Raw genomic sequence first — 12,886 nt, 5'->3', positions numbered from 1 at the left:
TATAGTGCGGTTTGGATTCAGGTTCTCGGTAAACGCTGAATATCAGCGGGTAAATAACCAGGTCCAAACACACCGCCTACCCTCGTGTGTGGCGCAAAGCACCTAAGCGGGTAGCAACCCCTCCAATATAAGCATATCCAGTTCTGATAGAAGGCCTGGAAGAGGCCGCAACTGAAAAGATTTCAGAGCAGCCGGAATGCGCTAAAAAAATATTTTCACTAGTACCTTGCGTTACATAGTACCTTTGATTATCTTTGACTCATTCTTCACCGATATCTGCCTCAGCCCATGAAAGTCGAGAACACCCAAGTGCAGATGCGGAAGGGCATCCTGGAGTTCTGCATTCTGGAAATCATTGCCCGCGGAGAGGTGTATGCGTCAGACATGCTCGAAGAGCTTACCGCAGCCCGCATGATTGTGGTCGAGGGTACGCTTTACCCGCTCCTGACACGCCTCAAAAACGCGGGCCTGCTGGACTACACCTGGAAGGAATCTACCAGTGGCCCTCCCCGCAAGTACTACACCCTCACGGCCGAAGGCCAAGAGTTCCTACACCAGCTTCGGCTCACGTGGGAAGAGGTCCAGGATTCCATCCGCATCATCCGCCAGAAGCCCCACGCCAATGGCAGCGCCCCAGCGGAACCGCTGCTTTAGGCGCCCGCCCGCTTCTAGTTATTGTTGAATTGTTGCAGCACCGAGATGAAAAAGAACATCAGCATCAACCTTCAGGGCATGATCTTCCATATTGAGGAAGATGGCTACGACGTGCTCAGCCGCTACCTGGCGGAAGTGAAGAACCACTTCAGCGGGTACCGGGGCCACGAGGAAATTGTGGCGGATATCGAAGGCCGTATTGCCGAGCTGTTCGCTGCCCGCCTATCCCCTCTCAAACAGGTGATTACGCTGGAAGACGTGCAGGCCATGACCGCCAAAATGGGTCGGGTCAGTGACTTCCAGTCGGCCGATGAGGCCGAGGACGACGAGGATATCCTCGCTTCGGCCGTGGCCAATGGCACCGCCCAGGGCGCCTACACTGGCTACACCAGCGCAGGCACTGAGTACACTGCTACCCCCGAGGACGGCACCAAGCGCCTGTACCGCGACATGAACAACCGCAAGATTGCGGGCGTGGCCGCCGGTATTGCCCGCTACTTCGGCACCAACCCGCTCTGGATCCGGCTGGGCTTCCTGGCCTGCTTTATCCTGCTGCCCATCCTGCTCGACAACGCCTGGCTGGATGAGTTCAGCGAGAAGCTGGCCTCTGTCACGCTCATCACCTATGTGGTGCTCTGGATTGCGCTGCCCAAGCGCTACGACACGCCCCCCTCCGACGAGGACCCCGTATTCCGCAAGCTGTACCGCGACACGGATACCGGCAAAGTAGGGGGTGTATCGTCCGGGCTGGCTGCCTACTTTAAGGTTGACGTTGTCCTGATTCGGATTCTGTTCATCATCGGGTTCTTTGCCGGAGGCTTTGCCATTCCGCTCTATATCATCCTGTGGATAGTTCTGCCGGAGGCGAAAACCGCCTCCGACAAACTCCGCATGCGCGGCGACGCGGTAACCTTATCGGCGCTAGATAGCAACCTACGAAACAATGAGTTGCAGGATGACGGCACCCCCGTAAACAACCGGCCGGTGGGTACGTTCCTGGAGAATTTCTTCCAGAACATCCGCCCGCTGATTGATCTGCTGGGCTCGGCTATTCGGATATTTGCTGGCGGCTTGCTGGTGCTGCTGGGTTTCTCGCTGCTGCTGGCCTGCACCATTCTGCTGGGCGTGGGCCTGGGCATGATTCCGGCCTCTGACAACATTGAACTTGGGCCCCTGCAACCCTTCATTCTCTTCAATGATATTTCGCCCCTAGCTATCTTAAGCTTCTTCCTGCTGACGGCCATTCCGGCCCTGGCCTTGCTGCTAGCTGGTATTGGGTTGCTGCTACGCCGCACGGTACTGCACCGCACTGCCTCGCTCACCCTGCTAGGCTTGTGGCTGCTAGGTATCATCGGCAGCAGCATTGCCGGCACCCGGCTGGCTCGGGAGTTCCAGCGGGAAGAGGAAATTACCCAGACGGTTAGCCTGACTCCTCTTACCAAACCCAGCCTGGTGCTGGAGCGCCGCCAGCAAAACGATGGCGAGTGGCTGGACCTAGACCTGATTGGCATAGACAGCACCCAAACTCCCCGTCTGGAGCGTATCATCTCGGCCCGCGGTGCTACTGATGAGCAAGCCCGCCAGACGGCCAGCACCTCCGTGGTTCACGCCATCCGGACGCCCAACGACTCTACGCTCAGCATTGATGACCACTTCACCATCAAGTCCGGAGCCCGCTTCCGCGACCAGGAAGTAAGCCTGCGCCTGCTGATGCCCCGTGACCGGACTTTCCGGATGAGCGAGGAGTTTGCTAACTGGCTCAGTGATGAAGACTACGTAGATAGCCGCGCCCCCATCCACCCCGAGCGGCGCACTTACCGGATGCGCGGTAGCCGCGTAGAGTGCATCGGCTGTACGGAAGAGGACCTACAGGGCGGCCCTAATGCCGACAACGAGGAGAACGAGGATTATGAGGCCGGCCGCGAGGATTCAGATGTTGACCTGAACTTTGGCAGCATCGAGTCGTTCAGCACCGACGAAAACTCGTATGGCCCCGATCGCCAGCGCTTCGATGAAGATGGCTTCGACCACGTGAGCATCGTGGGCCCGTTCCGGGTGATTGTGCGCCAAGGCGGCAGCCATAGTGTGCAGGCGGCTGGCAATGGCCGGGCCCTGCGCGACATCAAAGTTGAGCGCAATGGCAATGAACTCACCATCCGTCCCCGCAACCGCGACCTGTTCGACTCGCGCAACGACTCTTCCGACCGGATTCTGCTCACCATTGAAACGCCCGAATTGAATGAGCTGGAGTTGGTGGGCGGCACCCGCGCTGATGTGGACGGTTTTAACTCCGGCTCGTTGCAAATAAAGCAGGCCGGCGGTAGCCAGCTGCGGTTTCAGGGTAACCTGAATGATCTGAGGCTGGAGCTGGCCGGTGGCTGCCAGACTAGCTTAAAAGGCAGCGCAGACCGCCTGCGCATTGAAGGCGCCGGTGCCTGCGAGGTAGCCGCCGCCAACTTCACCGCCCGCCGCGCCGATATCAATGCCATCGGGGCCAGCAAAGTGCGGGTGCGCGTAACGGAAGAACTGGAAGCTGATGCCATTGGGGCCAGCGAAATTGAGTACAGCGGCAGCCCCAAAACGGTGCGCCGCGAGGCCATCGGGGCGGCCGTGGTACGCTCCGTGGACTAGGTCATTTAACAAAGCGAAGCCCGGATTCTACTGGGCTTCGCTTTGCGGGATGAGTACTGTCGGCCCAAGAAAGGGCTTAACGGTTGAGCTTTGGATACTAGCTCAACACCTGCGGGCAACCTCGCTTTTAGTAGCTCAACATTCAAGGTGGCAGTTGCAACAATCTGATTCTTCCGCCGTTGTATACTAGACAAAGCAAATAGTGCTATATTCCTAGCTCATTTTAGGTAACCGTCTCTATTTCCATCGCATCATTCTTCCGACTTCGGATACCGATAGTGGGTCAAGCTAGTGAGTGAAAAGGTGAGACCCGAAGGAAGCTTTGGCCTACCCTCCTGCTGCAACAGGAAGGCCCGAGCTTCCTTCACTATTTTTAGGCCCCTCCCCAACGACGCTCCCTACTCTTTTACTGGCACTACTAGCCCTTTGTGGCGGCCCAACTCCAGCAGCAGCGGAAAGGCCTCGTCGTACTCGTTGCGCACTTTGCCATCTAGGATGGCTTCCAGCACGGCTTCTTTCAGCTCGCCCACTTCGCGGGAAGGCTTCAGACCGAAGGTTTCCATGATGATTTCGCCGGTAATCACGGGCTTGAAGTTGCGCAGGTGGTCCTTCTCCTCCACTTCCTTGAGCTTTTGCTCCACTACATCGAAGTTGCGCAGGTAGCGGGCCACGCGCTGGTGGTCTTTGCTGGTAATATCGGCTCGGCACAGCAGCATTAGGCGGTCGATATCGTCGCCGGCTTCAAACAGCAAGCGCCGCACCGCCGAGTCCGTCACGATTTCCTTGACCAAGGCAATGGGCCGGAGGTGCAGGCGCACGAGCTTTTGTACTTGGCGCATTTCTTCGCCTAGCGGCAGCTTCAGATCGGTAAAGATGTTGGGTACCCAGCGCGCGCCTTTGTCTTCGTGGCCGTGAAAGGTCCAGCCCACCCGCTTGTCGTAGCGCTTAGTGGCAGGTTTGGCAATGTCGTGCAGAATGGCCGCCCAGCGCAACCACAAGTCGCCGCCAGTTGCCACCACGTTGTCGAGCACTTGCAGCGTGTGGTAGAAATTATCCTTGTGCGCGTGCTGACCAACCTTCTCTACCCCATACAGTTGGGCCATTTTCGGGAAGATGAGGTGCAGCAACCCGCACTGAAACAAGAGCTTAAAGCCGTAGCTAGGCTTCGGGGCCATGATAATCTTGTTCAGCTCAACGGTAATGCGCTCCTGCGACACAATCTTGATCCGGTCCTTGTTGCGCGCAATGGCATCGTAGGTCTCGGGCTCAATATCGAAGTTCAGCTGCGTGGCAAACCGGATGGCGCGCATCATGCGCAATGGGTCATCAGAGAAGGTGATATCGGGGTCCAGCGGCGTCCGGATGATGCGGCGACCTAGGTCGCCCATGCCATCAAACCGATCTACTAAGGCGCCAAAATCTTCGGGGTTCAAACTCAGGCCCAGGGCGTTGATGGTAAAGTCGCGGCGGGCGAGGTCTTCTTCTAGTGTACCGGCTTCCACTTCTGGCTTGCGGCTTTCAGCGCGGTAACTCTCTTTGCGAGCGCCTACAAACTCTACCTCAATTTCGGGGGTAGGCAGCATCGCCGTCCCGAAGTTCTTGAACACCGTGACCCGAGGGCGCCCCGGGAGCTTGCGGCCAACTTCCTGCGCCAGCTTAATTCCATCACCTACGCATACCACGTCCACGTCCTTACTAGGCCGCTCTAGCGCCAAATCTCGCACAAAGCCACCAATTATGTAGGCGGGGTAACCTAGCTCGCCGGCGGCGCTGGCAATGGTTTGAAACAGGGGCAAATCGGGCAGTTGGGGGGTCTTCATGCGCAGTACGTTGAGCCGCAAAGGTACGGGCTCTGGCTTTGGGAGCGAAGTGCGGCCTGCTCGTTTCTAGTCGCGCACCACTTCCAGGCCTCCATCGGGCAGCACGCGTACCACCCGGGAGGGCATGGCTGGCGCGTCATCCTCCTGGCGCCAGCGCACTACGTAGTCGGCTCCGCGCACCAGTTCTGGCGCTATGTCTTTATAAATAGCCGGCGTGGGCTGCCCGCTCAGGTTGGCTGAGGTTGATACCAAGCCATGCCCTAGGCGCCGCACTACCTTCTGGCAAAACTCATCATCCTGCACCACGCGCAGCCCAATGGTTCCATCGGGAGCAAGCAGGTTGGCGGCCAGGTGGCGGCTACCCGGTACGACATAGGTGGTTGGGCGCGTTTGGCTAGCTAGTAGCTCTGCCAGATTAGGAGGCACTACCTCGGCGTAGCGGGCAAACATTTCGGCATCGGCCACAAGCACAATGCAGGCCTTTTCGGCTGGGCGCTGCTTGAGCTGGTATACTTTATCCACTGCCGGTGGCACCTCGGCATCACAGCCCAGCCCCCACACAGTATCAGTTGGGTACAGAATTACTTGCTGCAACAGTAGCGCATCAACGGCAGCTTCTACTTCTTCGCGAAAGAACTTCGGGTTCATATTGACTTGAGGTTTACTGAGGAAGGGTACCTAGCGGATGGTCTGGCACAGCTCTACCAGCACGCCATTCGCCGACTTCGGATGCACAAAGCACACCAGCTTGTTATCGGCGCCGGGCTTGGGTTCCTCATTTAGTAACGTGAAGCCAGCTTCCCGCAGCCGCGCCATCTCGGCCCGGATGTCATCTACTTCAAACGCAACGTGATGAATACCTTCAGGCTTCTTATCGAGGTAACGCGTGATGGCACTCTCCGGCGAGGTGCCGGCTAGCAGCTCAATCTTGGAGCCGCCCACCTGAAAAAACACCGTATCAACGGCCTCCGAGGCCACATGCTCCCGCTTATAAGGCTCCTGACCAAGCAGTGTGGTGTAGAGTGCGGTGGCTGCTTCCAGGTCTTTAACGGCAAGTCCTAGGTGTTCGAGGTTGGTGAGCATAGGTTGGTCGAAAATGCGGGGTAGCCGTATAGCGCGGCTTCTTTGGATTTGTTCTACTTTTGTGGAGACAAAGTAAAACCAGTTCGCCGGTTTTCGTGTTCTACCTGCGAATGATTCTCCGCTGAAACCAGAACCCCCGAGCCATGCTCAAGCTACCTATTTACCTCGATAACAACGCTACCACGCCCCTAGACCCTCGGGTACTAGAGGCCATGATGCCGTACCTGACCGAGGTTTTCGGCAACGCTGCCTCCCGTAACCACCCCTTCGGCTGGGCCGCCGAAGAAGCCGTGGACTACGCCCGGGAGCAGATTGCCAGCCTGATTCACTGCGACCCCAAAGAAATCATCTTCACCTCGGGTGCTACCGAGTCCGACAACCTTGGCATCAAGGGTGTTTTTGAGATGTACTCGCAGAAAGGCAACCACATCATCACCGCTACCACCGAGCACAAAGCCGTGCTTGACACCTGCAAGCACATTGAAAAGCTAGGTGGCCGCGTAACCTACCTGCCCGTTAACGCTGAAGGTTTGATTAGCCTGGAAGAGCTGGAAGCTGCCATGACCCCAGAAACCATTCTGGTGACCATCATGTACGGCAACAACGAAACCGGTACCATCCAACCCATCCGCGAAATTGCTGCTATTGCACACAAGCACGGCGCTTTGTTCATGACGGATGGCACCCAGGCAGTTGGCAAAATTCCAGTGGACGTCATTGCTGATGGCATTGACCTGATGGCGTTCACGGCCCACAAAATGTATGGTCCTAAAGGGGTGGGTGCGCTGTATGTGCGTCGCAAAAACCCACGCGTAAAGGTTACCGCCCAGATGGACGGTGGCGGACACGAGCGGGGCATGCGCTCTGGCACCCTCAACGTTCCTGGCATTGTGGGCTTGGGCAAAGCTTGTGAGCTGGCCCGCCTTGAAATGGCCGCCGACACCGAGCGCCTCAGCAAAATGCGCGACCGTCTGGAGCGCGAGCTGCTGACGCTGGAAGAAAGCTATGTGAACGGTTCGCGTGAGCACCGTCTCCCCCACGTGGCTAACATCTCCTTCAAATATGTAGAAGGTGAAGGCCTGATGATGGGTGTGAAAGACCTCGCTGTTTCTTCGGGTTCGGCCTGTACTTCTGCTTCGTTGGAGCCCTCGTACGTGCTGAAAGCCCTAGGCCTCAGCGACGACCTAGCTCACAGCTCCCTGCGTTTTGGCCTGTCGCGCTTCACTACCGATGAGCAGATCGACTATGCCATCAACCACGTGAAAGAAGCTGTTACCAAGCTTCGTGAAATGTCGCCGCTATGGGAGATGTTCAAGGAAGGCATCGACCTCAACTCTATTGAGTGGGCTGAACACTAAGAATTGTTGAACTTAGTGCGAGCAACCTGTACTTGAATAGGTTAGGTTCTCGTATCAAGGTTTACACTCTCATATTAAACTTCTCAAACAAGCCATGGCTTATTCCGATAAAGTAATCGACCATTACAGCAACCCCCGCAACGTGGGCACGCTGGATAAAAGCAAAAAGAACGTTGGTACCGGCCTGGTAGGCGCTCCTGAGTGCGGCGACGTAATGCGTCTGCAGATTGAGGTTGATGAAACCACCAACACCATCACCGATGCTAAATTCAAAACCTTCGGCTGCGGCTCGGCTATTGCCTCGTCATCGTTGGCTACAGAATGGCTGAAAGGCAAAACCGTTGACGAAGCTCTGGCTATCGACAACATGGAGATTGTGGAGGAATTGGCCTTGCCACCCGTTAAAATTCACTGCTCGGTACTAGCTGAAGATGCCATTAAATCGGCCATCAACGACTACCGCGTGAAGAATGGCCTGCCTGAGTTGGAAATGGCCAAGTCGCACCACTAGTCAACTGACAGTTTAAGCCGGCACCTTTCGTGTGTTGCTCTTTAACTGTACTAACTGACAATCCTTGACAAAATATATGTTGAGGTAGTTTACAGAAGGTGCCCGGATTCAGCCATCGATAGAAGTCTATCTGATGTTGGGCCCGGGCACTTTGCTGTTAGCATTATTAATTTAGGTGTCAACCTCCGCGTGGCACTACCCTCCAGATTCTTTCAAACCGGTTACCCCGCGTCGGAGTTGGCTTAAGCTAAACTCCCAAGTGCCAACTGCAGCCTGACGGCTGTAGTTCGGTAGGCACGTGCTGAACACAAATGCGGTAATTCGTGTTGTATTACTTGCTAGCAGCTTAGTATTGGATGTTGCTGGCACTCAACCTCAAGCCTTATTCTCATGATTACCGTTTCTGATAAAGCCAAAGCAAAAATCGAGCATCTGATGCGCGATGCAGAGTTGGATGCGACTTACCGTCTGCGTGCTTCTGTGGCTGGCGGCGGATGTTCGGGCTTAAGCTACAAGCTCGACTTCGACAATGAGGTAAAACCTATGGATCAGGAGTTCGAAGACAAAGGTGTACGCGTGGTAGTTGACATGAAGAGCTTCCTTTACCTGGCCGGCACTGAGCTTGACTTCTCCGATGGTTTGAATGGCAAAGGCTTCTACTTCGACAACCCCAATGCCTCCCGCACCTGTGGTTGTGGCGAGAGCTTCTCAGTATAGACACAGTTTGATAAGTACTGCCCTTAATAAATGGGGTAGATAAAGCACAAGGGCTGCCGGATTGTATCCGGCAGCCCTTGTGCTTTTGGGTAGTTAGGCGATACTTTGGCAGTGTTTACTGCTTTTGGGGCACCTCTTCTACAAGCTTATCAGCTTCCTTATTCTGAACTACGGCGGTATCACCGGCTTCAGGAGCCATATCAGCCTCCACATTATTGGCAGCGTTGCTAGTAGCGTTGGCAGCCTCATCGGTAGCGTTGCCTACATCATTGGCAGCGCTTTCAGCAGTTGCTTCCGCGTTGTCCTGCGTTTTTTCGGAACAAGAGGTAGTAGCGAAGGCAGTGAAAGCTGCCAGAATAGCGAGGGTTTTGAAGGAGGTTTTCATAGGAGTTTCTTAGGAGAATGGTAACAATGGGACTTATACTCTTTTAATAGAAAATTGGCTGAATAAATGACCAGAAAAAAGCATAGTAGCCCTACTCTTACAGCAACTCTTGCTGTAAGAGTAGGGCTACTATGCAGACTGAGCGTTCTTTTTCAGAGAAGCTGGCTACAAAACTTGAGCTTCTTTCCTTAGTATTTGGTACTTCCTGCAATGCAACTCAGTGTTAAGAACAAAAAAGCCACTCCCAAATTTGGGAGTGGCTTTTTTGTTCTTAATGGGCTAGTAGGTCAAGTGGAGTGCTACTTTCTAACAATCCGGCGGGTCACTTTAGTAGTGCCTTCGCCAACGGTTACTAGGTAAGTACCCGATTGCAAGTCGCTCATCTGAAGCTTGCTATCAGCACCCAATACCTGCGAGCGAATTACGCGGCCGCTGATATCAGTGATGGTTGCACGCAAGCCTGCAGCAGAACCAGGAACCTCAATATTCAGAACGTCAGTAACTGGGTTCGGATACATAGAGATTTCACCCGAGCTGAGGAACGTTACTACAACTGGCGCACTGAAGTTGATGGTACCATCCAAGTCAGTTTGCTTTAAGCGGTAGTAAGAAAGTCCAGCCAGAGGCTTTTCATCAACACCAGCGTAAGTAGAACCAGTTGCGGTGTTGCCTTTGCCAGCACGCGTCAAAATGGTTTCAAATGACTTACCATCCTGGCTGCGCTGTACTTCAAACCCTTTGTTGTTGAGTTCAGTAGCTGTTACCCAAGTAAGTGCTACTTGCTTACCACGCACTTTAGCATCAAAGGACACCAACGTAACGGGCAGAGGTATTTGAGGCTGGTTGTTCGGAACCTTGTAGTTCTCGGCATTCAGCAAGCCATCATCATTGAACTCGAAAGCATAGAAATAATACTTAGTAGCAGGATCTAGGTTACCAACCGTGAAGGATGAGGTAGCACCACTGAACACTACGTAGGTATTACCAGCCTCGATAACAGAGCCTGAACCAAACTGGTAGTTACCATTAACAGTAGTACCAGGAGTGAAATTCTGCTTCAACTGCGGAAACAAAGAAATAGGCAACTGGCTATACTTAGAAGAAGCGATAATCAGTCGGTTCTGCCCGTAGCTCTGGCCGGCCGGAGGGTTGGACAGATTGAAAGTGATTACAGCCGTGGTAGAATTTGCTCCACGCACGATGCTAGCCGTTGACTGAGCACCTGGCACTTCTGCAATTGCAAAGCCGTTAGCTGTTCCGTTACCGCTCGTTAGCACAGTAGGTGCACCGTTGCTGATAGCAGCATTCTGGAACGTCAAAGACTGCGTAGATGCACCAACACGAGTAGGTGCATAGCGCACAAGCAGGTCTAGGATACGGTTGCCTTCATTGTTGTTGAGTAACGTGTCAGCCTTTACATACGTCAGGCCACCATCGGTCGAGAACTCATACTGAGGAGTACCAGCGCTGTTACGTCCTGGATCCTCCAAGTCAGGGGGGAAATTTAGATTCAGTGGTCCCGTCAGCAGGAAAGCTTCCAATCGTACCTTTTTCGAAGCTGAAGTAGTATTTTTTACAATATCATCTCCAAAGTAGCCAATTGGCTGGAGCAAACGAACGGTAGGTTGGCTGATACCAGTTACAGATACGTCGCGCTGAGGAGCCGGAGCACTAGTAGCTCTTATCAGAGCATTAATCGTGATGGCATCATTGCCAGGCACGAAACGTACATACACCGGTGCCTGGATTACGTTGTTGTTTGCGTCACGCTGGAATGTAACCGACGAAGAGAAGTTTACATTATCCTTCGAAACCTGGAAGTAAGTAGTGCTTGTTCCTTCAACTGGCGCAATAGTCAAATCTTGCAACAAGTTGGTTCCTGATACTAAAAACGACTGCGACTTTGAAACAGTTGTTGGGCGAGTGGCAAACGTGAAGGTGTTGTTCGCGGGATTCGTAATCGAAATATCCGATACGTTACCATTTGAATTGGCAGTTACAGTAACCTGTACAGCATTAGCAGCCTGTGGGCTAGAAACCACAATATTCTGGTTGAACGCGCCAGTATTGATAGAAGCAACCAATTTCACTTCTATGGTAACCGGAGTAACAGTTCCGCTTACTGATGGAATTACAAGCGGTTCGCTTGAAAAAGCAGTATTACCAGCTGATGCATTCCGAATCTGAATATTAGATACCGAAGGCGTTAGTGTGATTGGATTGGACCCTAAATTGGTGCCACTAACTGTTAGTTGAAGAACAGTTGAAGAACCACTCTGGGTTACATTACCAAAGGCAAGAGTTGTTGGGGTTACATTGATGTTAGCGCCATTTGGAGCACTTGTACCTCTTCCCTCAACTGCTACGGTCCGGGTTGGAGAGTTAGGCGAAGTAATAGTTACGTTATCTGTCTTGTTACCAGTAGAGCTAGGCGTAAAGCGAACATCCACTACAACGTTCGCAACTGAGCCATTAACGGGTACAATCGTCGCAGTTGAGCTGAAGGGATTAGTTCCAATACGAACCTGAAAGTTTGTAGGAGCAGTAACCGTAAGCGGAGTATTGCCTAATCCGCTAGCATTAACAGTAAACGTCTGCGAGGCTGAAGCTGTGCCTTCCTGCGTATCTGGAAAAGACAAGGGGCTGTTATACCCACTAACAGTTACAGAAGCAGGAACAGCAAGCCCTTCACCAGAGACCTGAACATTTTTGGTCTCAGCACTCGGTGAACCGCTTTCTCCCTCGCTGCTAAACGTGATATTAGCAATATACGCCTTTACTACTGTCGGGCGGAAAGTAACGTTTACCGTTCCACCAGAAACTGGTAGAGAAACAGTAGAGCTTGGAGTGGTGCCATTATAGCTAACTAAGAAACCTGCTGGTGCAGTTACTACAATGGGATTAGTAAGCGAGCTTCCTGTTACTACGACACTTTGCGGAGTTGAACTTGTGTTAATAACCTGCGACTGGAAACCAAGAGCAACAGGACTAACCTCAATCTTTGGACTTCCCGCGATGCCGGTACCCAACACGATAAATCCCGCAATAGTACCGCTTGAAGTGAAGGTTAGATCTTCATCATATGTACGTTGCTGGGTTGGAGCAAAACGAACATAAATTGTGGTTGATACACGGTTTCCGTTTCTTGAGATAGTTAGATCAACTCCGTCAGCACTGTAGTCAGTCTCGTTAAGGCTCCCTTGAAAACCGTTTGGAATTGCGACAGTAACATCACGATTCAGATTGTTCGCTTCTACACGGTAAGACTTCGCTGCTGATGTAGTACCAGTAGCAACATCACCGAATCGTTGCGGGTTAGCAGGATCAGATGAAGTAACACTTAGAGTCTGCGCTGCTCCTAAGAAAGGCAGCAGCAATAGGGCAATCAGTGCAAAGAGCCATTGACGACTCAACTGGCCACGCCCATGGCTAGGCAAGTATTTGTTTTTCATATGCTATTATGGAAAGAAGAAGTGTGCGGAATGAAGTCTTTTTAAATGTTATAGCCTGATCAGCAATACCGGTACCTATACGTAAGCCTTACTTTTCAGACTATAATTTTTCTTATATACAAGAGTACTTTTTACACAAAACGTAACGGATTAAATTTGGGAACTTTTAACATAAGTCATGCCAAGCTTAAGTTTGGGGGCAAGCTAGATCGTATAATATATTGCGCTCCTAGCCAACCACTCCCTCTTTTCTCCTGAACGATTTGTAGCTGCTG

Annotated in this window: 10 protein-coding genes; 5 read left to right on the top strand and 5 right to left on the bottom strand. The window is 52.9% G+C overall.

What is annotated here, in order from left to right; all coding sequences use genetic code 11:
• Positions 1 to 288: 288 nt before the first annotated feature.
• Both ACYVGU_RS03540 and ACYVGU_RS03535 read left to right on the top strand, forming a co-directional pair.
• Positions 289 to 654 carry a PadR family transcriptional regulator gene (locus ACYVGU_RS03540; RefSeq protein WP_460612440.1) on the top strand — a complete coding sequence of 122 codons (366 nt, stop codon included), beginning with the start codon at positions 289 to 291 and terminating at the stop codon, positions 652 to 654.
• 45 nt (positions 655 to 699) lie between these two features.
• Positions 700 to 3,285: a PspC domain-containing protein gene (locus ACYVGU_RS03535; RefSeq protein WP_460620925.1), complete on the top strand. Its 2,586-nt coding sequence runs from the start codon at positions 700 to 702 to the stop codon at positions 3,283 to 3,285.
• A 398-nt stretch (positions 3,286 to 3,683) separates the two neighbouring features.
• Here ACYVGU_RS03535 and ACYVGU_RS03530 read toward each other — a convergent pair whose 3' ends face one another.
• From ACYVGU_RS03530 to mce, 3 genes are all read right to left on the bottom strand, one after another.
• Positions 3,684 to 5,105, bottom strand: coding sequence for a CCA tRNA nucleotidyltransferase (locus ACYVGU_RS03530; RefSeq protein WP_460620924.1), 1,422 nt, complete (start codon positions 5,103 to 5,105; stop codon positions 3,684 to 3,686).
• A gap of 66 nt (positions 5,106 to 5,171) precedes the next feature.
• The gene (locus tag ACYVGU_RS03525; RefSeq protein ID WP_460620923.1) at positions 5,172 to 5,753 is read right to left on the bottom strand and encodes an L-threonylcarbamoyladenylate synthase; all 582 of its coding nucleotides are present in this window, start codon (positions 5,751 to 5,753) and stop codon (positions 5,172 to 5,174) included.
• Positions 5,754 to 5,783: 30 nt separating this feature from the next.
• Entirely contained in the window at positions 5,784 to 6,188 is a 405-nt protein-coding gene (mce, locus tag ACYVGU_RS03520; RefSeq protein ID WP_460612444.1) for a VOC family protein, read from the bottom strand.
• A gap of 143 nt (positions 6,189 to 6,331) precedes the next feature.
• Between mce and ACYVGU_RS03515 the strand changes: the two genes are divergently transcribed.
• From ACYVGU_RS03515 to ACYVGU_RS03505, 3 genes are all read left to right on the top strand, one after another.
• Positions 6,332 to 7,546 (top strand): PLP-dependent aminotransferase family protein, encoded by a 1,215-nt coding sequence (locus ACYVGU_RS03515; RefSeq protein ID WP_460612445.1) that lies wholly within the window; start codon positions 6,332 to 6,334, stop codon positions 7,544 to 7,546.
• Positions 7,547 to 7,640: 94 nt separating this feature from the next.
• Positions 7,641 to 8,057, top strand: a complete 417-nt coding sequence (gene iscU, locus ACYVGU_RS03510) for a Fe-S cluster assembly scaffold IscU (RefSeq protein ID WP_044001465.1) — start codon at positions 7,641 to 7,643, stop codon at positions 8,055 to 8,057.
• A gap of 390 nt (positions 8,058 to 8,447) precedes the next feature.
• On the top strand, positions 8,448 to 8,774 hold the full coding sequence (locus tag ACYVGU_RS03505) for a HesB/IscA family protein (protein WP_460612446.1): 327 nt from the start codon (positions 8,448 to 8,450) through the stop codon (positions 8,772 to 8,774).
• A 115-nt stretch (positions 8,775 to 8,889) separates the two neighbouring features.
• Here ACYVGU_RS03505 and ACYVGU_RS03500 read toward each other — a convergent pair whose 3' ends face one another.
• Entirely contained in the window at positions 8,890 to 9,159 is a 270-nt protein-coding gene (locus ACYVGU_RS03500) for a hypothetical protein (RefSeq protein WP_460620922.1), read from the bottom strand.
• A 299-nt stretch (positions 9,160 to 9,458) separates the two neighbouring features.
• Positions 9,459 to 12,611, bottom strand: a complete 3,153-nt coding sequence (locus tag ACYVGU_RS03495) for a T9SS type A sorting domain-containing protein (protein WP_460620921.1) — start codon at positions 12,609 to 12,611, stop codon at positions 9,459 to 9,461.
• Positions 12,612 to 12,886 lie beyond the last annotated feature (275 nt).

This window comes from Hymenobacter tenuis, assembly GCF_054780495.1.
The sequence above is the reverse complement of the archived record's forward strand: the minus strand, read 5'-3'. Positions and strand labels throughout refer to the sequence as shown.